We start from the raw sequence: 22,940 nt of genomic DNA, 5'->3' as shown, positions 1-22,940 counted from the left end.
ATTATCAGGGTGGAGGTGAAATATTTGAGCCTAATAATCAATGGAGTAAGTAAGAAATTTGTGACAAAAAGTAAGGAAACATACACTTTGGATAATATAAACCTTTCCTTTAAAAAGGGTGAATTTATATGTCTTTTGGGACCATCTGGTTGTGGGAAATCTACTTTACTTAATATAATTGCAGGACTTGAAAAACCAACTTCAGGAAAAGTACTTTTAAATGATAAAGAGATAAAGGAAATGGGGCCTGACAAGGCATTTATGTTTCAAGAAGCAGCTTTATTTCCATGGCTTAAAGTAATAGATAATGTTGAGTTTGGAATGAAAATGGCAGGGGTACCAAAGGCTGAAAGAAGAGAAAAGGCTTTAAAATATCTTAAAATGGTACATTTGACTAAGTTCCAAAATTCTTTTGTACATGAATTGTCAGGTGGAATGAGACAAAGAGTATCTCTTGCAAGAGCTTTAACACTTGATTCAGAATTATTATTGATGGATGAACCTTTCTCAGCCTTGGATAGCCAAACTAAGAGTATACTTCAGCTTGAACTTCAAAAAATATGGTGGGAAACAAAGAAAACTGTAGTATTTGTAACTCATAATGTAGAGGAAGCTGTACTTTTAGGAGATAGGGTAATAGTAATGGCCGCAAACCCTGGAAGGGTGAAACAGGAATTTAAAATTGAACTTGCAAGGCCTCGAGAAGCACAAAGCTGTGATCTTGCCTATGTAGCTTCACAGGTTATGAAGGATCTTAAAGAGGAGGTTGAGAAGGTTGCAAAGACTGAATATGACAGTGATTGGAATATTGAAGAGAATAATATTCTATATAATTCTGATAATAATTTGGGAGATGGTCTATAAAATAGGTGTAGATGTTTTAGGAGTATGGAAATCCTATACTTTTCCATCACCCATTGATGTAATTAAAACATTAATTTCACTTATGTCAGATGGCTCATTGTTTATTGCAATTATTGTAAGTTTAAGAAGGCTTGCAATAGGCTATATAATTTCACTTGCCATAGGTTTGAGTTTAGGACTTCTTATTGTGAGATATAAATATCTTGATGAAAATTTCAGTTCATTGATATTAGGACTTCAGACACTTCCAAGTGTATGTTGGCTGCCCTTTGCAATACTCTGGTATGGTCTTGATGAAAAATCTATAATATTTGTTATTGCCATTGGTTCAATATTTGCTATTTGTATGGCTACAGAATCTGGAATAAAAAATGTTAATCAATTATATGTTAAAGCCGGAAAGGTTATGGGAGCAAGAGGCTTAAAGCTTTATTGGAATGTTGTAATTCCCTCTGCACTTCCTTCTATAATCAGTGGTATGAAACAAGGATGGTCTTTTGCATGGAGGGCCTTAATTGCAGGAGAAATGTTATCTGCAACTAAAGGTCTTGGTCAAATACTTATGGTAGGTAGGGATCTTGCTGATATAAGTCAGGTTATGGCAGTTATGGTTGTAATTGTAGTTCTTGGTCTCATAATTGATAAATTGATATTTGGAACTTTAGAAAAAAATATGAGATATAAGAGAGGATTAGATAGAAGTATATAAAATAAATATTTATTAAAATAGTAAATGCCTAGAATTAAAATAATTTAAAATATAAATAGTATTAATATAATAGGAGGAGTTAATTATGGATCATTTAGACAGATTGGAAGCCGAAAGTATATATATATTGAGAGAAGCATATAAGCATTTTGGAAAACTTGGAATGCTTTGGTCTATAGGTAAGGATTCAACAGTAATGCTATGGCTTGCACAAAAAGCATTTTTTGGAAATTGCCCATTTCCACTAATTCATGTGGACACTACTTTTAAAATACCTGAAATGATAAAATTTAGAGATAAAATTGCCAAAGAGTATAATTTAAATCTAATAGTAAATACAAACTGGAAGGCATTAGAAGAGGGAATGGGACCTGAAAAGGGAAGATTGGTTTGTTGTAAGGCATTAAAGACTGATGGACTTCAGGAAGTAGTTAGTAAATATGAATTTGAAGGCCTTATTGTTGGAGTAAGAAGAGATGAAGAGGGATCAAGATCCAAGGAAAGAGTTTTCAGTGAAAGAAATGCTGATTCAGAATGGGATTATACTGATCAGCCGCCAGAGCTTTGGGATCAATTTAAAACTGACTTTAAAAAGGGAAATCACATAAGAATACATCCCCTTTTAGGTTGGAGAGAAATAGATATTTGGGAATATATAAAGAGAGAAAATATTCCTATTATAGATTTGTATTTTGCTAAAAATGGTAAGAGATATAGAAGTTTGGGATGTGCTCCATGTACTAAACCTATAGACTCCAATGCTTCTAATTTAGATGAGATAATTGAAGAATTAAAAAATACTAAAGAAACAGAACGATCAGGAAGAGCACAGGATCAGGAAGATGCTCATGCATTAGAAAAACTTAGAAAACATGGATATATGTAGTTGGGGGTGGCTAAGATGAAGAGCGAAAGAGAAAATTTAAATATAGTTGTGGTTGGACACGTAGATCATGGTAAGTCAACACTTATAGGAAGATTGCTTTATGATACGGATTCACTTCCTGCAGGAGCTATAGAAAAAGTGAAAAAGATATCTGCAGAAAAGGGGAAGTCCTTTGAATATGCGTACCTTTTAGATGCCTTTGAAGAGGAACAAAAGCAAGGTATAACTATAGATATAACTATGATTCAATTCTTTACAAAGAAGAGAGATTACGTAATAATAGATGCTCCAGGACATAAGGAATTCTTAAAAAATATGATATCAGGTGCAGCCAGTGCAGAAGCAGCTTTTCTTCTGATAGATGCAAAGGAAGGTATTCAGGAGCAATCTAAAAGACATGGTTACATACTTTCACTACTTGGTATAAAGAAAGTATATGTACTTGTGAATAAAATGGATCTTGTAGACTATTCAGAAGAGAGATTCAACGAAATACAGGTTCAATTCAATGAATTCTTAAATAATTTAAATGTTTATCCTGAAAAATATATACCAATATCTGCTTTTAATGGTCAGAATATAACTTCAAAACCATCTGAAATGCCTTGGTATAAAGGTGATTATGTCCTTGAGTGTATGGATAAAATAGAAAAGGCAAAGGGTATAGAGGAAAAGCCTTTAAGATTTCCAATACAGGATGTTTATAAATTCGATGACAGAAGAATAATCGCGGGAAGAATAGAATCAGGTACTTTAAAAAACGGTGATGAAATTGTAATATACCCAAGTGGCAAAACTACAAGAGTTAAATCCATTGAAGCTTGGCAGGGTAAGGATAAGACTGATGTGGTTTCAGCTGGCATGTCCGTTGGAATCACTGTAGAGGATGAATTCTTTAACAAAAGAGGAGAAGTTATCTGCCATAAGGATGAACATGTGGCTACTGCTAATATTTTTAATGCAAATGTATTCTGGATGGGTAAGAATAACCTGGAAAGAGGAAAGAAATATAAGCTTAAAATTGCAACTCAGGAAGTGGAATTTGAAGTTTTCTCAATTAACAGGATAATAGATGCGGCATCATTAAAAACTAATACTGAATTAAATTATATAAAGAAAAATGACGTTGCAGAGGTTACTATAAAGACAAAGACACCTATATGCTTTGATTCCTTTGGAAATATACAGGCTCTAGGAAGATTTGTAATTATAGATGATTATAATACTGCTGGTGGTGGAATCATATCAAATGTAGAAGATTCTCTTAACAGAGAGATTACAAATGTAAAAAGCAAAAATATAACTATAAGAAAGAGACTTGTATCTAGAAAAGACAGAGAAGAGGCTCTAGGACAAAAAGGTAAAGTAATATGGCTTACTGGATTACCTGGATGTGGAAAAAATGAAATTGCCGTTAAGCTTGAAAAGAAACTTTTCGAACTTGGCAAGAAAGTATATTATATAGATTCAGCTAATGTAAGATTTGGCTTAAGCAGTGATTTGGATTTTTCTCCTAAGGATTCCTATGAGCAGACTAGAAGAATATCTGAAGTTTCAAACCTATTTGCAGATAGTGGAACTATAACTATAGTAACTTCTGTAAGCAGATTTAAAGAAGCAAGGGAATATGCTAGAAAAGTAATTGGAAAAGATAACTATGTGGAGATATTAGTGGAAGCTTCTAATGAAATATGTAAAAAGAGAAATCCAAATGCCTTTACAGAGGATTGTGATAACATATTTGATTACGAAAAATCAGAATATCCGGTTGTATCTTTGAATATAGATGATTCAGAGTTTAATTCTGATAAAAAGGCTGAGGCTATTATAGATTTATTAAATCTATAAATTTTAAAATAATACATCTTAAAAGAAATAACTGTAGCTAGTATATAGTCTATTTCTTTTAAGATACTTAAATAGATACTTTATTTATAATATTGTAGATTGTAATTGTATATAATTACAATTTTCTAACTTGTTATTTTATTTAATATGCTTTACAATTGATATTATAGTATTAGGATAAGACATAACTATGTCTTATCCTATAATAATTTTTAGACATTTGATCAATGATTCTTACTTAATTCAGTAAAATTATTAAGAAATAATTTTAGAAGGTGAATATAAAATGTATTATTTAGTTATGGCTGGGATTGATTACAAAAACAGCAAACTAACCACAAGAGAAAAAGTGAATTTTACTTCTAGTGCCATAAAAAGGGCTTTTGAAAGAATAAAAAGTGAAGGTATTTTAAAGGAAGCTGTAATTTTATCTACCTGTAATAGAAGTGAAATATATGGGGTTTTGGAAGAAGAAAATGGAGAAGGATACCTGCGTAATTTCTATTCTTCATTTTTTAATATAGATTCAGAGGAAATTAAAGACAATGTGGTCTGTAGATCAGGCTTTCAAGTTATTGACCACCTTTTTCAGGTGACTAACGGATTTAAGTCTATGGTATTGGGAGAAGACCAGATACTTGGTCAGGTGAAAAATGCCTATAGTGAGGCACTTAATAATAAAGCTAGCGGAAAGATTTTAAACAGATTATTTTTAAGTGCTATTACTAATGCCAAAAAAGTTAAAACCATTACAAATATATCTCATGCATCTATATCTGTAAGTTCAATAGGTATAAAGCTTATACACAGACATTTCGGAAAGCTTAAAGGTAAAAAAGTCCTTGTAGTAGGACTTGGGAAAATGAGTAAGATAGCCATAAAATATCTCCTATCTGAAGGTGTAGAAAAAATTTATGTTACCAACAGAACTAAAAATAAAATTATGGATATGGAAATTATTGCAGATAATATTCAGGGTGTAGATTTTGATAATAAATATGAAGCTGTTAAAGATGTGGATATAATAATAAGCTGTACCAGTGCGCCTCATTTTGTCATACACAAAGAGGAATTCTTAAATAATTATAGTGGAAATCCTATGTGTATATTGGATTTGGCTGTGCCAAGAGATGTAGAACCAGACATTGGGAATATAGATAATGTAAAATTATATGTAGTAGATGATATAGAAAAAATAGCAAAAGAAAATGAAAACAAGCGCAGAATAGAATTTAATAGGGGTATGATGTTGTTAAAAGAAGATATATCTAAATATTTAGAGTGGATTGTAAACGAAAATATAGATATATATCAGTGTGATAATTCCACCAGACTTACCTTGGAAAAGGATATTGCACTTTAGCTTACAAACTTAATTTAAAGTTGAGAGAGGATTGTACATGAAATCTAAAATTACAATAGGTACTCGTGGAAGTAAATTGGCAGTTACTCAAACTAATATGGTTATTGAAAACCTGAAAAAGCATTATCCCAATCTTATTATAGAAGTAAAGCAGATTAAGACTACTGGGGATAAGATACTGGATAAAAGTTTAAGCAAAATAGGTGGTAAAGGATTATTTATAGCAGAAATAGAGAATGCACTGAAAAATCATGAAATAGATTTAGCTGTTCACAGCATGAAGGATGTGCAAAATGTTGTGTCAGGTGATTTTGAAATTCTGTCTGTGCTAAAGCGAGAAGATCCAAGAGATGCTCTGATTGCTAAGAAAAAAATATCTCTTTTGGATTTACCAGAAAGAGCGGTTATAGGTACCAGCAGCCTTAGAAGAATGGTACAGCTTAGGAGTCTTCGTCCTGATTTTCAGTTTAAACTTTTAAGAGGAAATATAGATACCAGGATAAACAAAATGCTAAATGGAGAAGCAGATGGAATAATATTGGCAGCAGCTGGTCTTAAGAGAATGGGCTGGGAAAATAAAATATCAGAATACATTGATGTACATAAATGTATACCTTCTGTTGGTCAGGGAGCATTATGTGTAGAATTCAGAAGTGGAGACAGGGCAGTAAAGGATATGGTAAGCCTTCTGGTGAAGGAAACAGAATTTAAATGTTTGCTTTCAGAACGCAGCTTTTTAAGGGAAATGAATGGAGGATGCAGTATTGCTATAGGTGCTCACAGCACTGAAATCAATGGTAAAATCGAACTGGAAGGTTTTGTATGTGATGATGATAATGCTGCTATTTTTAAAAGCAAAGCAGTAGGTAATATAGATGAATATGAAAATATAGGTATAGAACTTGCTAAAAAACTTGTGAAACTTAAGGAGGGCAAATAATTGTGGAGGGTATAGTATATATTATTGGGGCTGGTTCAGGAGATGAAAAGCTTATAACCTTAAAGGCATTGGAATGTATAAAAAAATCAGACGTAATAGTATATGACAGACTTATAAACACAAAGCTTTTGTCTTATGCTAAGGAATCAGCTGAAAAGATAGATGCAGGGAAAAAAGCAGGTAATCATACCATACCTCAGCATAATATCAATGAAATATTGGCAGATAAAGCGAAACAAGGCAAATGTGTGGTAAGGCTAAAGGGAGGAGATCCTTTCGTGTTTGGAAGAGGCAGCGAAGAGGCGATTCATCTTTTCAAAGAGGGAATAAAATTCGAAATTGTACCTGGAATTTCAGCAGTAAATGCTGTAACTGCCTATGCAGGAATTCCAGTAACACATAGAAATGTAAGCAGTTCCTTTCATGTAATAACAGGTCATGAAAATCCATCTAAACAGGAAGAAGCTATAGATTATAAGGTCATAGCAAAACTTTCTGGAACCTTGCTTTTCTTTATGGGACTTAACAATCTGGATACTATATGCGAAAATCTTATAAATTACGGTAAGAAAAGAGAAACTCCTGTAGCTGTAATATCCAATGGTACTCGTGTAAATCAGAAAACAGTGTGCGGAACCTTAGAGAACATTGGAAACTTTAAGGCTGAAATGGAATCTCCCGCATTAATTGTAGTTGGAGAGGTGGTTTCACTTAGAGAATATCTAAACTGGTTTGAAGATAAAATTAGCTTTAAAAAGAGAGTGCTGGTAACCAGATCAAAAGAACAATCACAGAAGATATGCTCAAGACTTAAAGATATAGATGCAGTTCCTGTAGAACTGCCTATGATAGAAGTAAAGGATAATATTGATAGAAATAAGGAAATATATTTAGATATAGGAAAGTATGATTGGCTAGTATTTACCAGTGAAAATGCTGTAAAAATATTTATTAAGGGATTAATGAAATATAAGGAAGACATAAGAGCCATAAGTAAAGCTAAAATAGCTGTAATTGGCAGTGCTACAGAAAAAGCTTTAAATAACTACTATTTAAAGTCAGAAATTTTCCCAAAGGAATTCCAATCAGAAAAATTAGCAGAAGAGTTAAAGCATAGAGTTAAAAGGGGAGAAAAGGTACTAATGCCAACTTCTAATATTGCACATAATTCCATTGCAGAAACTCTTGAAGAAATTGGAGCGGAGCTGGAGGTAGTATATATATACGATGTGGTAACTCCACAGTATGAGTCAGGTAAACTATTGAAAATTTTAGAGCAGGTTAATGTACTTACCTTTACCAGTCCATCATGTGTAAAGGGATTTATGAAGAATCTTAAAGAGAGTAAATTGGATTTCAAATTATTAGAGGAAAAAGAAATAATATGTATAGGGCCTATAACTGAAAAGGCTCTTGAAAAAGTTAATATTAATAATTACAAGTGTGCAAAAACTCATAATGTGGAGGGGATTATTGATTTGTTAAGATAATATCTGGAAAAATTTACACCCCTGGGGTGTAAATTTTTCCGGATTTAGTTCGCAATTTTCTTAAATTAACTACTATGTAATATACGAGGTGAATTATAATGAAAAAAATGCATAATGTAAAGTCAGAGGAACTCTTCAGGAGAGCGAAAGAGATTATTCCTGGTGGTGTAAACAGTCCTGTAAGAGCGTTTAAAGGTCTTGATATAGATCCACCCTTTATAGTGAGGGCTGATGGAAGTAAAATTTATGATGAAGATGGTAATGAATACATAGATTACATAGGTTCCTATGGTCCTATGATTTTAGGGCATAATTCTAAAATAGTAAATAATAAATTAAAAGATCAGATAGATAATTCCTTAAGTTTTGGGGCACCTACAAGGCTTGAAGTTGAAATTGCAGAACTTATAAGGTCAATTGTACCATCAGTAGAAATGATAAGAATGGTGAATTCAGGAACAGAAGCTACTATGAGTGCTCTAAGAGTGGCAAGAGGATATACTGGAAGAAATAAGATAGTAAAATTTGCAGGTAATTATCATGGTCATGGCGATTGTCTTCTAGTTCAGGCAGGTTCAGGGGCCTTAACTCACGGAGTGCCAAGCAGCAGCGGAGTACCAGAAAGTATTACTGACAATACTATAGTTGCTGAATATAATAGTATAGAATCCATTGACAGTATATTTAAAGAATATGGAAATGACATTGCAGCAGTTATTATGGAACCTATTTCTGGTAATATGGGAGTAGTTCCTGCAACTCAGGAGTTTATGGACTATGTACGAAAAGTTACAAGAGAATACAGCAGTATTTTAATTATAGATGAAGTTATGACTGGGTTTAGAGTGGCGCTTTCTGGAGCACAAAGTCTATATAAGGTGGAACCAGATTTAACTTGCTTTGGTAAGATAATAGGGGGAGGGCTTCCAGTAGGTGCTTATGGTGGCAAAAAGCAAATAATGCAGTGTGTAGCTCCACTGGGTCCTGTATATCAGGCAGGTACTTTATCAGGTAATCCACTGTCTATGACTGCAGGAATTACAACTTTAACATATTTAAAGAACAATCCAAAAGTGTATGAAGAACTTGAAAATAAAGGGCAAAAGCTGCAGCAGGGAATAGAAAAAGCTATAGCTGATTTTAAAATTGAAGCTACTGTAAATAGAGTCGGTTCTATGGTCACTTTATTTTTTTCCAAGAAAAAGATAGAAAATTATGAGGATGCCAGAAAATGTAATACAGAAGTGTTTGGAAGGTATTTTAAAGCTATGCTTCAGCAGGGAATATATTTGCCTCCATCTCAATTTGAAACCTTCTTTATTTCACAGGCTCATAGTGAGGAGGATATTGAAAATACTATAAGGGCTGTAAGAAATGCTTTTAGTAATTTATCCGATAACTAGCCACTGTAACACTACACCTTCAAAAGGTGAAGATAGACAAAGATAGCATGAATATTTTGTAATCATGTGTTCCTTAAAGGTTACTAATGAAAATTGTATAGCAAGGAGTGTTGAGGAGGAGTTGGCAGTGCCGCATATGAGAATAAATCCTATTTCCAAGGAAACTGTAATAATGTCAGAAAACCGCTCAAAACGACCAACAGATTTTTCTTCCAGTAAAAATTACATTGGAAAAATGAAATTTAGGGAGGATTGTCCGTTTTGTATTGCAAATCAGCATATGACAGCGGAAAAGATTTATGACAGTGAAGGTTCATATCCAGTTACAGTAGTAGAAAATAAATATCCTATTGTATTAAAAAAAGAAGACACTAAAAGTAATATATACGGTTTCCATTATGTAGTCATTGAGGGAAGAGAGCATAGTAAAAGTTTTTATGAACTTGAAAAAGTGCATATAGCTGAAATAATAAAGGCTTATATTAATGTTTCAAAGGATATATATGAAAATAAATTTATTAAATATGTACAGATATTTAAAAATAATGGTAGAGATGCAGGAGCATCATTGCAGCACCCCCATTCTCAAATTGTGGGTATTAATATTATGCCAGAAAAGGTAAAAAAAGAAATAGAAAACACAAAAGAATATTATAAAAATAATAACATGTGTGCTTTATGTGATATATTAAAAAATGAAATTCAGATAAAAGAGAGAATTGTGTATGAGGGCAAAGAGTTTATAGCCCTTTGCCCTTATTCTTCTACCTACAAATATGAAATTCAGATTGTAAAAAGAAAACATTCCAGTACTATGCTGAATTTAGATAAAAGGGAAATAGATGACCTAAGTGATATGCTAAAAGTTGTAACAAATAAGCTTCATAGAGTACTTGGAGAGAACATTTCCTATAATATATATTATAATTTTATTAAAGAGGATAATGAATACTATCATTTCTATATTGAAATATGTCCTAGAACAGTAAAGGGAGCGGGTTTTGAGATTAGTACAGGAATAATGGTAAATACGGTTTTACCTGAGATTGCAGCTAAAAATTTGAGAGAAGCTATTGTTTAGCTTCTCTATAAAATTGGAGTTTTATTTTTTTATAATTATTGACCTGAATTTATAGTTACCTTATTTAAATTCTATTTTATATAATTAATCACATCTAAATTTCGTTTTGGATATATTGAAGTTTCTCTTTATTCTGTATAATTGTAAAATGCCATGGCTGGTCATTATGAGCAGTAGGTGCATAAATGCCCGCTTCAAGTATCGCCTGCAAGTCTTCATCAGGTATCTGATCTGGTAAATATGCTCTTATACTTTTAAGTGTCTTTAAAACTTCGTTCATAAAAATCGTCCTTTCACATAGATAGTATTTGAAAATAAATAAAAAGTATATAATGTGTAATTTACATTATTATATAAAAATAATAACATTGAGTATAGCAATTTTAAAGTATGCACAAATTTGAAACTTGGTATCAAAAATGATATTATATATATTAATAAAATATTCAGATAATTTACACTAGTCAGGAGAGTAAATATGGGCTTACGGAGATTGGAGAAAGCATAAAGCCTGCTTTAAAATCCATGTGTGATTGGGGAAAAGAATACACAAAATTAATAGAACCAAATTTTAATAGTGAAATAGAGAATAATTAATATGTAATAATTTGACTTAATAATATGTGACTGATATGATAATTATACCAATATAATAAAATTTAGGAGAAAAGATAAATGGATGTAGACAGGAAACACCAAAATATACCTGATAAATTGTATAGAAGGAATGCTAGAAAAATTAGCTTTAAAAGATTAAAATTTATTGGGGAGGAATTCATCACTATATGATTATTTTTATAAATATTATTATCGTTATTTTACTTGTATTTATGAATGGTTTTTTTGTGGCTACTGAATTTGCAATGGTAAAGGTAAGAAAATCCAGAATAGAGACTTTGGTACATGAGGGAAATAAAAGTGCAAGATTTACAGAAAAAGTGGTAAATGATCTAAATTCATATTTGTCTGCCTGTCAGCTTGGAATAACTTTAGCTTCTTTAGGTTTAGGCTGGATAGGAGAGCCAGCTGTAGCAGATATACTTATGCCTTTATTTAATCTTATGCACATGCCAGAGAGTGCTATTCATTCTATTTCTTTCGTGTTTGGCTTTGCAATAATAACAGCTTTTCATATAGTGCTTGGTGAATTGGCTCCTAAATCCATAGCAATTATAAGCGCAGAGAATATCGCCTTATATACAGCATTACCCTTAATTATGTTTTACAAGTTAACCTTTCCTATAATGTGGACATTTAATCATAGTACTAATTTAGTCCTAAGAATATTTCATATTTCACAGGTAGAAGAGCATGAAGCAGCCCATACTGATGAAGAGATAAAATTATTAGTTGAAGACAGCTATAATCATGGACTTATAGATAAAACTGAATTAACATTTGTAGATAATATATTTGATTTTTCTGAGACAACGGTAAAGGAAATAATGGTGCCCCGTACGGATATGGAGTGTATTTCCATTGATGATACTTTTGATGAAATAATAGAAACCACACTGAAAGAACAATTTACCAGATATCCAGTTTATAGAGAGGGCAAAGATAATATTATTGGATTTATACACATCAAAGACCTATATGAACAGAAGATACATGGCAATAATCAGGATATAAAGGGAATTATTCGTGAAATAAAATTTGTTCCTGAATCATTATCTATAAGTGAGTTGCTTAAGACCTTTAAAAGGGAAAAAGCTCAGATAGCAATAATAATTGATGAATATGGTGGTACAGCTGGACTAGCTACAATTGAAGATATACTGGAAGAAATTGTTGGAGATATACAGGATGAGTTTGATGAGGAGAGCAAAGAAATCAATAAAAATGAAGAGGGAAATTATATTGTAGACGGTAAAGTACTTATTGAGGACATCAATGAACTTCTAGAAACTGATATTAATGTGGAAAACATTGATACTATAGGAGGCTGGGCTTATTCTCAGTTAAGTTCCTATCCTAAAATTAATCAGAAAATTATTTATTCAAATTATGAGTTTATTATATTAAAATGTAATAAGAAGAGAATAAGTAAATTGCTTATTAAGGGAATATCAAAACAACAATAAAATCACACAAATATTCTATTAATACAACATACTCCAATATTTTAAAAATATTGGAGTATGTTCGTTTTTTTGAATTTTTTTAATAGAGTTTCATATTTGTCGTTATATAGTCATATAAGTTTACTTTAAAGAATAAATTTAATTTAAAGGGGTGTGATAATTTATTGAATATAGAAAATTTCAATGGTTAGTGCTCTAAAATTTGGAGGAGGTTTTATTAAATGTATATTAGTGAAATAAAATCAAAAGCAAAAGAAAGTTTAAGGGGAAGAAAAGGAAAGGCGGCTTTAGCAACATTTCTTTATTATTTAATTACAATATCTATTCCAGAGATAATAAATTTTATTATAAGAAGTACAATAGGTAATACACCAGCAGATATAATTGTCCCAATTGTATCCATTATATGGTCTTCATTATTTTTAATTGGATTTTATAAATATTTTATAAGCTATTCTGATAGAGATAAAGATACAAAAATTAATTTATTATTTTCAGAGTTTCATTCTTTTCATAAAGCACTTGGATTTCAGTTATTAATAAGTATAGCTATTGCCGTTCTCTATTTAATATTAGGTCTAATAGGATTTATAATAGTTCAATTTAATGATTTTAATGCTCTATCAATAATTATTTTAATTATTCTCATTTTAATCGGAATTATAGGAACCATTTATATATCTTTTAGAGTAATATTCTCTGCTATAATTATAGCAGAAGATAAATCAATTGGTGTCATAGAATCCATAAAAATCAGTTTACAATTGACAAAAGGATATGTATGGAAGTTATTTTTAACAGGTCTTAGTTTTATCGGATGGATTATATTAGTTGGTATAACCTTTGGGATAGTTGGATTATATGTAATACCTTATATGCAGCTGACTTATATTAATTTCTATTTTGAATTGAAGAATAAAAACTTAAAGAGTAATGTATAGTCAATAGTAAAAATTAACACTATCAAAGTCATTTAATTCTAATTGATTTTGGTAGTGTTTTTATTTTAAAATCTTTTCTTTTATGCATATACTAAAAATAGTTTTAATCATAAGTAATTTGTAATTAAATGATATTTATAGTAAAATTAATATATAAGTTGTAAAATAAAGTTTAAATTTGAAAAATAGTATATAAAAATACAAATATATGGATAATAGATTTAAAATACTCTAGAGATAAAGGAGAAGATTTAAATTTTATTGTTTATAGGACAAGTATAAAATTTAAATTGAAATAAGATATTATGGATATATTTCTAGCAAGACAACCTATTTTTGATAAATCAAATAACATATATGGTTATGAAATATTGTTTAGGGATGATGAATTCAGCAATGAATATATGAATGAGGATGGAGATCATGCTACACTGTCTGTAATAAGAAATAGCTTTAATATTGGTGTAGAAAATATAGTTGGAAATAAGAAGGCATTTATAAATTTTACAGAAAATATTTTAAGATCAAAATTATCTTCAATAATTCCATCTGAAAATATTATAATTGAAATTTTGGAAAATGTTAGGCCTAAAGATGAAATCATAAATATATGTAGGGATTTGAAAAGAAAAGGATTTATTATTGCACTAGATGATTTTGTATTTAATGAAAGTTATGTTAAGCTTATAGAAATTGTAGATATAATAAAAATAGATTTTAATATAACTAAAGGTAATGAAAGAAGAGAAATAATAGAAACAATAAAAAGAATAGCATCAAAATGTAATAACAAAATAAAGTTTCTTGCTGAAAAGGTTGAAACAATTGAAGAATTTAATGAAGCTTTAGCCCTTGGATATTCATATTTTCAAGGATATTATTTTAGTAAGCCTAAATTAATAAAAGGCAAAAAAATACCAGAAAATAAGTATATATATTTAAATTTATTAAATGAATTAGGTAATAGGGAATTTTCTATTGATAATATAGAAAGCTTAATTAAAAAGGATGTAGCACTATGCTATGAGCTATTTAAAATGATTAATTCACCAATGTTTTATTTTGAAAATGAGATAAGGACAATAAGGCATGCAATAGCATTAATAGGTGAAATTAATATAAAGAAATGGCTATATTTTGTCTGCATGAAACCTATTTCTAAAGATAAACCTGATTTCATTATGATAGAATCCTTATTAAGAGCAAAATTCGCGGAGATATTAGTTAAAAAGGCTAAACTAAATAAGTATTCATTTAATGCTTATTTAACTGGTATTTTGTCATTAGTACATGTAATGCTGGAAAAGCCCTTAGAAGAAATATTAGAGAATATATCAGTGCCCTCTGAAGTTAAAAATGCATTGACAGGTAAGAAGATAAATATTTACAGCGAACTTTTAGAGATAATTGTCAGTTATGAAAATGGAGAATGGGATAAATGTATGTTAATTTTATCATATTTCAATCTAGATAGAGGGGAATTAATTAACAGCTATGTTGAAGCCATTTCATGGGTAAATTTAAACATTTGAAATAGTTTTATAGTATCCGCCTAATAGATGCTTGAAATACATAAAGAAAGTACAATATAATATATAATAGTATAATGGAGTTATATACATTAGGCACATTCAAATAAATAACTAGTCAGTATGCTAGTCTATTTTGAATCCTACTACGTCAACAGAACCCTCAGATAGCTTACTATCTTCGGAACCTGTTTCCTTGTATGATTCAAAATATCCGTCGCATCTTTGACTTACTATTTATTTTCATATGCCTTATTAGGAGGAAATAAAAACATGACAAATATTAATGAAAGATTGGCTGAGGAGTTTAAAATAAGTATAAAACAGGTAGATAGCGTTATTGAAATGTTAGATGAAGGCAGTACAGTGCCTTTTATAGCAAGATATAGAAAAGAAAGAACTGGTGGACTGGATGATACTTTACTGAGAAACCTTAATGACAGACTTATATATCTTAGAAATTTGGAAGATAGAAAGGAAACAGTAATAAAAGCTATTCTAGACCAGGAGAAATTAACAGATGAGTTAAAAGAAAAGATAATGAAGGCCAATACTTTAACAGAAGTAGAGGATTTATATAGACCGTATAAACAAAAGAAGAGAACAAGAGCAACCATAGCTATGGAAAAGGGATTAAAACCATTGGCAGAAGTTATTCTTAATGGAGAATTTAAAGAAGATATTGAAGGATATGCTAAGCAATTTGTTAATGAAGAAAAGGGTGTAAAAAATACAGAAGAGGCTCTATATGGAGCGCAGGATATAATAAGTGAAATTATTTCCGATGAAGCAGAGCATAGAAAGTGGATAAGAACTTTAGTTGAAAAGGAAGGTATTATTGAGACCAGCGGAAGTAGCGAAGAGCCTACACCTTATGAAATGTATTATGATTACAAAGAAGCTGTAAGCAAGATTCCTCCTCATAGAATTTTAGCTATAAATAGAGGAGAAAAGGGAAAAATTTTATCTGTAAAAATAAGCTGTGATGAAAATAAGATAATAGATTATCTAAAGAATAAATGTTTAAGGGGAAATAGTAATACAGATAAATACATAGAGGAAAGTGTAAAAGATTCTTTAAAGAGACTTATATATCCTTCTATAGAAAGAGAAGTTAGATCAGAGTTATTTGAAATAGGTGAAGATAGTGCCATAGATATATTTAAGGCTAATTTAAAAGCACTTTTGATGCAAGCACCAATAAAGGGAAGAGCAGTCTTAGGATACGATCCTGGTTTTAGAACAGGTTGTAAAATTGCAGTGCTAGATGAAACTGGAAAGCTTTTAGATACCGCAACAGTTTATGCAACTGCTCCTCAAAACGATGTAGAAGGAGCTATAAAAGTATTAAAAGCACTTGCATATAAACATAATGTAGGCATGATATCACTTGGAAATGGAACAGCCAGCAGAGAGTCTGAAGAAGTAGTGGCAAGACTTATAAAAGAAGTTAAAACTGAGAAAAATATGGATTTGTACTATGTTATAGTTTCAGAAGCTGGAGCTTCTGTTTACTCAGCATCAGAGCTTGCAAGCAAGGAATATCCTGATGTAAATGTATCATTAAGAGGAGCTATATCTATTGGCAGAAGGTTACAGGATCCTCTTGCGGAACTAGTGAAAATAGATCCTAAATCCATAGGGGTAGGGCAGTATCAGCACGATGTGACTCCTAAAAAAATGGATGAATCCCTAAGGGGTGTAGTGGAAGATTGTGTTAATAGCGTTGGAGTAGATTTAAATATAGCAACCCCATCACTACTTTCCTATGTATCAGGAGTTAATAGCAATATAGCTAAAAATATAGTTGATTATAGAGAAGAAAAAGGTAAATTTAGCAGCAGAAAAGAGCTTTTAAAGGTTAAGAGATTGGGACCAAAGGCCTATGAACAATGCGCTGGTTTTTTGAGAGTTATGGAAAGCGAAGAGGCACTGGACAATACTGCAGTGCATCCAGAATCCTATAAAGCTGCGAAGGAGCTCTTAGATATATTAGGTTATACAGAAGAGGATATTAAAGAGGGAAAGCTTATAGATATAGATAGTAAGCTTAGATTCATGGGAACAGAGAAACTTGCTGAAAAACTGGAAATAGGAGTTCCAACTCTATTAGATATAGTTAAAGAAGTAAAGAAACCTGGAAGAGATCCAAGAGAGGAAATGCCAAAGCCAGTACTTAAAACAGGAATAATTGATATTAGTCAGCTTAAACCAGATATGCTGCTTACAGGTACAGTAAGGAATGTAGCGGATTTTGGTGCCTTTGTTGATATTGGAGTTCATCAGGATGGACTTGTACATATAAGCCAGCTTTCAGACAAATTTGTAAAACATCCTTTAGATGTAGTAAAGGTGGGAGATATTGTAGAAGTTAGAGTTTTAGAAATTGATGAAAAGAGAAATAGGATATCTCTTACCATGAAGAAATAAATTCTCAATTTAGTATTGAATATTAATAAAATGTGTACTATAATTTAATTGTAAAATTAAATATTGATAATCTTCAGGGCAGGGTGAAATTCCCTACCGGCGGTATAGTCCGCGAACCAATTTTGGTATGATTCGGTGAAACTCCGAAACCGACAGTAAAGTCTGGATGGAAGAAGAAAAAACGTGTAGATGTGTTTAGTGCCCTGATTTTTATAATCAGGGCTTTTTGATTACTGTCTTTTGAAGAGAAGTCAAAATTGGAGGGGTAAAATTATGAGAAATTCAAAACTGAATATTATGACCAAAACAGCAATACTAAGTGTTATAGGTTTTTTAATTATGTTTATTGAAGTACCTATACCAATATTTCCATCCTTTTTAAAAATTGATGTAAGTGATTTACCAGCACTTGTAGGTGCATTTGCATTAGGACCAGTTGCAGGAATTATAATTGAATTAATAAAAAATATATTACATGGCATCTTTAATGGACAAACTGCTTTTATAGGAGAATTGGCAAATTTTCTAGTAGGTGCAATATTTGTGGGAGTAGCAGGAGCAATATATAAGAGAAAGAAAACAAGAACTAATGCTTTAATTGGTTTAGCTACAGGTACTATAATAATGTCAATAGGGGCTAGTATTCTTAACTACTTTGTTATACTTCCACTTTATGAAGCTGTGCTCCATTTTCCAATCAATGCAGTTGTAGGCATGGGAAGAGCGGTAAATCCAGCTATAAAAAATTTAAATACCTTTATAGTATTTGCAATACTTCCTTTTAACATAATAAAAGGTGTAGTGGCTTCAGTAATAACAATGGCTGTTTACAAGGTTGTATCACCATTAATTCATAAAGAAGCAGAGAAGGTAGAAGCAGTGCAGAATAAAGCTTAGGACTATTATCTTTGACTTGCTATTTATTTTCACATGCTTAAATAAAAAGAGGGTGTTCGGAATATATTCTGAACATCCTCTTCTTTAGCTTTAAATATTCCAATAATATAATAAACTCTGTATAATATCCTTGGATTTCTTTAAAGCTTAGCTTTAGTTATTCATTTTTTATATATCTCTTTTCCACATTATAAGAGCGTTTTCATTGTTATCAGCATAATAATTTTTTCTTATACCCTCTGTTACAAAGCCAAATTTACTATAAAGACTTTGGGCAATTGTATTAGATACTCTCACTTCCAGAGTAAGAGAAATAACTTTTTCTTTTTTACAAATATTTATAAGAGACTTCAGTATAAGCTTTCCAGCACCAATACATCTGTATTCAGGTGCAACTGCAATATTTGTAATATGTCCTTCGTCTAAGATTATCCACATACCACCATAGCCTATAACTTTATCCTCCAGTTTAACAACTACGTATCTGGCAAAGTTATTATTAAGTTCTTTTTCCATGGAATCTCTGCTCCAGGGATCTGTGAAACTTAGCTTTTCTATAGACAGAATAGAATCTATATATTTTTCTTCGAAAGGGCAAACTACTAAATTATTCATCTATACTTTTACCTGTCCTTTTTTCATACTCTCTTTCCGCCTGAGATTTTCTTATATATATGGGAGCTGAATTATATAAATTATCATTTTTACCTTGAAGTAATTTTTTAAGACCAAGTTCCCCTAAAGCCGACGCTCTAGCTACATTTAGATGAGTAGGGGCAAAGTTTGCTTCTGGAAGATATTTTACTATTTGTTCTTTAAATAATTTTATTCCATCGCCAATAAATGTAACGGATTTATTTTGTTCTTTAACAAGGGCTAAAAGTTCTTCTAAAGATATAATCTTGTAGTCTGTTAATCTATTCAGGTTATTTTCTTCGAATTGATATAATGCAGTGTACACATTACCTCTTAAAGCATCTAATATAGGGCATATAATACCAGTGGTATATGCCATATTATAAGCTAGAGCATCTAGGGTTGAGATGCTTATAAAAGGCTTATTGGAACCCTGGCTTAACCCTTTAACTGTAGCCATACCAATTCTAAGGCCTGTAAAGGAGCCGGGCCCTTTTGAAACTACAAAACCATCTATAGTGCTTATATCTGTGTTTATATTTTTTAGCAAGTTATCAATTATAGTCATTAAAATAATGGAATGTTGTTTCTTATAATTGAAAGTAATTTCTCCTAGAAGTCTTTCATCTTCAATAATGGCACAAGTAGCAGCTTCTGTAGCTGAATCTATACTTAAAACTCTCATAGTGTAATCCCCTTTACATAATTGTATCTATCTCCACAATAATTTAGTACTATTTTTCTGTAATTATTGCCCTTTGCAGGAAGTTTTTCTATTGTAACAGATATATGCTCCTTAGGAATAAGCTCCTCAATATAAATTGACCATTCTATTATGCTTACAGCATCACTAAAAATATATTCATCAAAGCCTATTGCATATATTTCATCAGGATCATTCACTCTATATACATCAAAATGATATAATTTTAATCTTCCATTGTATTCATTAACTATGTTGAATGTAGGGCTTGTTATATAATCTTTTATTAGAAGACCTTTGGCAACTCCTTTAGTGAAATGAGTCTTTCCTGTACCAAGTTCTCCATTTAAGCATATTATATCCCCTGGATTTAAAAGAGAACCTAATTTTTCTCCAAGTTCCATAGTCATATTTTCATTATTAACTATAAATTCCATAAGAATTCACCTCTTAAATATTTTATATTAAAAACAAAAAAAAGAAAAGGCAGAGCCTTTACTTCTTACTTAGTATTTATCATAATCTATGTTTTTAACATACTATAATATTTATATATTATAGTACATTTTGTGTTAAAGTATCCTTTAATTGGGCTACTGCGTTTTTACATATTAAACCGTCGATTACCATTCCATCAAGAATTGAAAATGCCATGTAGCTATCTAAACCATTTCTATAGGGCCTGTCCTCTGTTAGCGCCTGATATATGTCACAGGCACAAAGAATTTTGGCTTCATCAGAAAGAGTAAAATTATCTAATTTTCTTGGATAGCCGGCAGAATTTAATTTTTCATGATGGTTAGATGCCCAGTCGCTTATATCCTTTATATCTTCTATTCTATCTAAGATTATCTTAGTATAATACACATGTGATTTAATAATTGAAAATTCATCTTTTGTAAGCTCACCAGTTTTATCCAATATGCTATTGGGAATAGCTAATTTACCAATGTCGTGAAGAAGACCAGCTATTTTCATTTCTAAACATTTTTCTTCTGGATATCCTATATGTTGTGATACCATCCAGGATAGGTTGGCAATTCCTCTTGAATGTTTAGCCGTAAAAGAACTTTTATTATCAATTATACTGGCTAAGATATACGCTATTTTTTCAAATTGGTATAAATCAAGAGAGATATTTAATTTTGGAGAGATATTATCTAAGATAAAATCCATAAAAGATATATTTTCTATATCAAACCAAAATATCTCTTTTTCAGCAATAGATAAGAAGATATTAACTAAATTTTCGGAAAAAATAGAATTAGCGTTTAATTTAACCCATTCGATAATTTTAAATCTTTGCCTATAAGATGGAGCATCTTCATCATAGAGCAGTTCAACTAAATCAGAAAGCCTGATAATTTGACTAGCTAGTGGAATTTCATTTCCTTTTAATCCCATAGCGCCACTACCATCAAAATTTTCATGATGATATAATATTAAAGGACTTATGTTGCTGAATATAGGGAAATTTTCTATTATATGAGAACCATTTTTACAATGGTCTAAAATAAAAGTATTTGTTATATGACTTTCCTTCAAAAAATTTGACGCACCAATGTCATGCAAAAGGCTGGATATATATAACTCTTTCATGAAAATTTCAGAAAGACCTAATTGTTCTCCTAATTTTAATGAAATATATGTAGTTCTTTTGGAGTGGTTTAAGTAGTTATGCTTTGAAAAATTTATATTTGATATATCTTCGATTATTGTTGAATTTTTTACTGAACTTATTTCAGCTAGGTCTAATGCGATAGCCATGGCTCTTATGGTTTTGTCTAAACTTATCTTCATAGTATTATCCCACCTAAAATTTACTACTTTAATTTTAGAGCATCTTCAAAGAGGTAAATAATCAGTATACTAGATTATTTTGTATTATACTTTTTCTCCATAATTCTTTTGTGATAGAACTATGTGGAAAATTTGTAAGCTTGTCTCATACAAAATATACAGCATTTTTGAACTGGTATTTTTTTCAGATGTCTTATTGCAATTACATTTTATCACATTTAATTCTATTGTAAATTACTTAATAATACTTTAATAAAAAATGTTTTAGTAATGTAGAAATAATACAGTAAATTACTGTATAATATATATATACTTTTAAGCTATGCATTTAAAACTGAGGTGGAAAAATTGAAAAAACTAATCTGCTTATTTTTTTTATCTATAATAATTATATTACAGAGTGCCTGCGATAAGAACATAAATATTAATTCAAATACAGAGAGTAATAAAAAAGTTATAAAAAATTTAGATATTATGATAACTAATAAATATCTTTACAATATAGTAAGTGATATTGCAGGTGACAATAATAATTTAGAGTTCATGTTAAAAAATGAAAATGAAGATTTTAAATATACTGACGACAGCATTCTAAATGTAGGAAAACAAGATTTATTTATATATACTGGTGCGGGATTCGAAAATTGGATAGATGATTTTTTAAGTAAGGTAGATAAGAGTAAAGTATCAATAATAAATTCTTCTAGAGGAGTTAGCCTTTTAACTTACAATAATAAAAATTCCAAAAGCTACGGACAGAAGAATCCATACTACTGGATGGATGTAGATAATTACAGAACAATGCTTCTAAATATTAAAAATGCTATAGAAGAAAAAGATCCTAAAAATAGAAATGAATATGAAACCAATTTTAGAAATCGTATTAAGGATGTAGACAAATATGAAACTACTATGAAAGACATTACTAATAAAATGAATGAATATACGACTATTACTGATACGGACAGATTTGATTATTTGTTAAAAAGTGAAAGCCTGAAAAGTATAAAATTTTATAGAAATGATCAAGGAAATATTTCCGCTGAAGATAATCAAAGAATATCAACGGAAAAGAATAATGGCAGAAAATTATGTTTTATATATGATGATGATAAAGATTTGCAACAAAATAAAGATATAATAGATAGATATGGTATACAGCCAATAAAGCTTACAGTTTATAATCCTGATATGAGTTATATTGATATGCTGAAGAGCAATATAGAAAGCTTTAAAAATGTTGTAAAATGATATTGATACAATGAACTGTTGTAACATTTCATATTTTAACCTGACTAACTTGGCGTAAGTCTCCCACGCACTCTGTGAAAGCGAT

20 protein-coding genes, 1 pseudogene and 1 riboswitch are annotated in these 22,940 nt (G+C 30.6%); of the genes and pseudogenes, 16 read left to right on the top strand and 5 right to left on the bottom strand.

What is annotated here, in order from left to right:
- Positions 1–24: 24 nt before the first annotated feature.
- From ABF633_RS09805 to galT, 9 genes are all read left to right on the top strand, one after another.
- On the top strand, positions 25–864 hold the full coding sequence (locus ABF633_RS09805) for an ABC transporter ATP-binding protein (protein WP_415523509.1): 840 nt from the start codon (positions 25–27) through the stop codon (positions 862–864).
- Positions 854–1,573, top strand: coding sequence for an ABC transporter permease (locus ABF633_RS09800; RefSeq protein ID WP_415523508.1), 720 nt, complete (start codon positions 854–856; stop codon positions 1,571–1,573). The genes ABF633_RS09805 and ABF633_RS09800 overlap by 11 nt, the downstream gene beginning before the upstream one ends.
- Before the next feature lie 85 nt (positions 1,574–1,658).
- Entirely contained in the window at positions 1,659–2,459 is an 801-nt protein-coding gene (gene cysD / locus ABF633_RS09795; RefSeq protein ID WP_415523507.1) for a sulfate adenylyltransferase subunit CysD, read from the top strand.
- Positions 2,460–2,474: 15 nt separating this feature from the next.
- Positions 2,475–4,307: a GTP-binding protein gene (locus ABF633_RS09790; protein WP_415523506.1), complete on the top strand. Its 1,833-nt coding sequence runs from the start codon at positions 2,475–2,477 to the stop codon at positions 4,305–4,307.
- Positions 4,308–4,593: 286 nt separating this feature from the next.
- Positions 4,594–5,670 (top strand): glutamyl-tRNA reductase, encoded by a 1,077-nt coding sequence (hemA, locus tag ABF633_RS09785; RefSeq protein ID WP_415523504.1) that lies wholly within the window; start codon positions 4,594–4,596, stop codon positions 5,668–5,670.
- Positions 5,671–5,707: 37 nt separating this feature from the next.
- Complete coding sequence (gene hemC / locus ABF633_RS09780; protein WP_415523503.1) at positions 5,708–6,610, top strand: hydroxymethylbilane synthase; 903 nt, start codon at positions 5,708–5,710, stop codon at positions 6,608–6,610.
- Between the two features lie 2 nt (positions 6,611–6,612).
- Positions 6,613–8,100 carry a uroporphyrinogen-III C-methyltransferase gene (cobA, locus tag ABF633_RS09775; RefSeq protein WP_415523502.1) on the top strand — a complete coding sequence of 496 codons (1,488 nt, stop codon included), beginning with the start codon at positions 6,613–6,615 and terminating at the stop codon, positions 8,098–8,100.
- A gap of 98 nt (positions 8,101–8,198) precedes the next feature.
- Positions 8,199–9,503 carry a glutamate-1-semialdehyde 2,1-aminomutase gene (gene hemL, locus ABF633_RS09770; RefSeq protein WP_415523501.1) on the top strand — a complete coding sequence of 435 codons (1,305 nt, stop codon included), beginning with the start codon at positions 8,199–8,201 and terminating at the stop codon, positions 9,501–9,503.
- 64 nt (positions 9,504–9,567) lie between these two features.
- A complete protein-coding gene (gene galT / locus ABF633_RS09765; RefSeq protein ID WP_415523500.1) occupies positions 9,568–10,584 on the top strand; it encodes a galactose-1-phosphate uridylyltransferase in 1,017 nt (338 codons plus the stop codon).
- 103 nt (positions 10,585–10,687) lie between these two features.
- Here galT and ABF633_RS09760 read toward each other — a convergent pair.
- A pseudogene (locus tag ABF633_RS09760) lies at positions 10,688–10,864 on the bottom strand (nitroreductase family protein); the annotation flags it as partial.
- A gap of 164 nt (positions 10,865–11,028) precedes the next feature.
- Between ABF633_RS09760 and ABF633_RS09755 the strand changes: the two are divergent.
- The 6 genes from ABF633_RS09755 (at position 11,029) to ABF633_RS09730 (ending at position 18,465) form a co-directional block, all read left to right on the top strand.
- Complete coding sequence (locus ABF633_RS09755; RefSeq protein ID WP_415523553.1) at positions 11,029–11,181, top strand: winged helix-turn-helix transcriptional regulator; 153 nt, start codon at positions 11,029–11,031, stop codon at positions 11,179–11,181.
- A 188-nt stretch (positions 11,182–11,369) separates the two neighbouring features.
- Entirely contained in the window at positions 11,370–12,668 is a 1,299-nt protein-coding gene (locus ABF633_RS09750) for a hemolysin family protein (protein ID WP_415523499.1), read from the top strand.
- Positions 12,669–12,889: 221 nt separating this feature from the next.
- Positions 12,890–13,609, top strand: coding sequence for a DUF975 family protein (locus ABF633_RS09745; protein ID WP_415523498.1), 720 nt, complete (start codon positions 12,890–12,892; stop codon positions 13,607–13,609).
- A gap of 305 nt (positions 13,610–13,914) precedes the next feature.
- Complete coding sequence (locus ABF633_RS09740) at positions 13,915–15,141, top strand: EAL and HDOD domain-containing protein (RefSeq protein ID WP_415523497.1); 1,227 nt, start codon at positions 13,915–13,917, stop codon at positions 15,139–15,141.
- Between the two features lie 270 nt (positions 15,142–15,411).
- Positions 15,412–17,568: a Tex family protein gene (locus tag ABF633_RS09735; protein WP_415523496.1), complete on the top strand. Its 2,157-nt coding sequence runs from the start codon at positions 15,412–15,414 to the stop codon at positions 17,566–17,568.
- A 65-nt stretch (positions 17,569–17,633) separates the two neighbouring features.
- A riboswitch (FMN riboswitch) is annotated at positions 17,634–17,750 on the top strand.
- Between the two features lie 91 nt (positions 17,751–17,841).
- Positions 17,842–18,465: an ECF transporter S component gene (locus ABF633_RS09730; RefSeq protein ID WP_415523495.1), complete on the top strand. Its 624-nt coding sequence runs from the start codon at positions 17,842–17,844 to the stop codon at positions 18,463–18,465.
- Between the two features lie 168 nt (positions 18,466–18,633).
- Here ABF633_RS09730 and rimI read toward each other — a convergent pair whose 3' ends face one another.
- The 4 genes from rimI to ABF633_RS09710 all read right to left on the bottom strand — a co-directional run bounded on the left by rimI (position 18,634) and on the right by ABF633_RS09710 (position 21,604).
- Positions 18,634–19,080: a ribosomal protein S18-alanine N-acetyltransferase gene (rimI, locus tag ABF633_RS09725; protein WP_415523494.1), complete on the bottom strand. Its 447-nt coding sequence runs from the start codon at positions 19,078–19,080 to the stop codon at positions 18,634–18,636.
- Positions 19,073–19,786 carry a tRNA (adenosine(37)-N6)-threonylcarbamoyltransferase complex dimerization subunit type 1 TsaB gene (gene tsaB, locus ABF633_RS09720; RefSeq protein ID WP_415523493.1) on the bottom strand — a complete coding sequence of 238 codons (714 nt, stop codon included), beginning with the start codon at positions 19,784–19,786 and terminating at the stop codon, positions 19,073–19,075. The genes rimI and tsaB overlap by 8 nt, the downstream gene beginning before the upstream one ends.
- A complete protein-coding gene (gene tsaE, locus ABF633_RS09715; RefSeq protein ID WP_415523492.1) occupies positions 19,783–20,241 on the bottom strand; it encodes a tRNA (adenosine(37)-N6)-threonylcarbamoyltransferase complex ATPase subunit type 1 TsaE in 459 nt (152 codons plus the stop codon). Before tsaE ends, tsaB begins: the two co-directional genes overlap by 4 nt.
- A gap of 118 nt (positions 20,242–20,359) precedes the next feature.
- Positions 20,360–21,604 carry an HD-GYP domain-containing protein gene (locus ABF633_RS09710; protein WP_415523490.1) on the bottom strand — a complete coding sequence of 415 codons (1,245 nt, stop codon included), beginning with the start codon at positions 21,602–21,604 and terminating at the stop codon, positions 20,360–20,362.
- Between the two features lie 348 nt (positions 21,605–21,952).
- Between ABF633_RS09710 and ABF633_RS09705 the strand changes: the two genes are divergently transcribed.
- The gene (locus tag ABF633_RS09705) at positions 21,953–22,855 is read left to right on the top strand and encodes a metal ABC transporter substrate-binding protein (RefSeq protein ID WP_415523489.1); all 903 of its coding nucleotides are present in this window, start codon (positions 21,953–21,955) and stop codon (positions 22,853–22,855) included.
- Positions 22,856–22,940: the final 85 nt, after the last annotated feature.

This window comes from Clostridium sp., assembly GCF_047718555.1.
Classification (GTDB): domain Bacteria; phylum Bacillota; class Clostridia; order Clostridiales; family Clostridiaceae; genus Clostridium_I.
Note: the sequence above shows the minus strand (reverse complement) of the source record. Positions and strands in the feature narration are given on the sequence as shown.

Coding starts and splice junctions, on each gene's coding strand:
- ABF633_RS09800 (WP_415523508.1), top strand. CDS start 854: ATGGTCTATAAAATAGGTGTAGATGTTTTAGGAGTATGGAAATCCTAT.
- cysD (WP_415523507.1), top strand. CDS start 1,659: ATGGATCATTTAGACAGATTGGAAGCCGAAAGTATATATATATTGAGA.
- ABF633_RS09790 (WP_415523506.1), top strand. CDS start 2,475: ATGAAGAGCGAAAGAGAAAATTTAAATATAGTTGTGGTTGGACACGTA.
- hemA (WP_415523504.1), top strand. CDS start 4,594: ATGTATTATTTAGTTATGGCTGGGATTGATTACAAAAACAGCAAACTA.
- hemC (WP_415523503.1), top strand. CDS start 5,708: ATGAAATCTAAAATTACAATAGGTACTCGTGGAAGTAAATTGGCAGTT.
- hemL (WP_415523501.1), top strand. CDS start 8,199: ATGAAAAAAATGCATAATGTAAAGTCAGAGGAACTCTTCAGGAGAGCG.
- galT (WP_415523500.1), top strand. CDS start 9,568: ATGTGTTCCTTAAAGGTTACTAATGAAAATTGTATAGCAAGGAGTGTT.
- ABF633_RS09750 (WP_415523499.1), top strand. CDS start 11,370: ATGATTATTTTTATAAATATTATTATCGTTATTTTACTTGTATTTATG.
- ABF633_RS09745 (WP_415523498.1), top strand. CDS start 12,890: ATGTATATTAGTGAAATAAAATCAAAAGCAAAAGAAAGTTTAAGGGGA.
- ABF633_RS09740 (WP_415523497.1), top strand. CDS start 13,915: ATGGATATATTTCTAGCAAGACAACCTATTTTTGATAAATCAAATAAC.
- ABF633_RS09735 (WP_415523496.1), top strand. CDS start 15,412: ATGACAAATATTAATGAAAGATTGGCTGAGGAGTTTAAAATAAGTATA.
- ABF633_RS09730 (WP_415523495.1), top strand. CDS start 17,842: ATGAGAAATTCAAAACTGAATATTATGACCAAAACAGCAATACTAAGT.
- rimI (WP_415523494.1), bottom strand. CDS start 19,080: ATGAATAATTTAGTAGTTTGCCCTTTCGAAGAAAAATATATAGATTCT.
- tsaB (WP_415523493.1), bottom strand. CDS start 19,786: ATGAGAGTTTTAAGTATAGATTCAGCTACAGAAGCTGCTACTTGTGCC.
- tsaE (WP_415523492.1), bottom strand. CDS start 20,241: ATGGAATTTATAGTTAATAATGAAAATATGACTATGGAACTTGGAGAA.
- ABF633_RS09710 (WP_415523490.1), bottom strand. CDS start 21,604: ATGAAGATAAGTTTAGACAAAACCATAAGAGCCATGGCTATCGCATTA.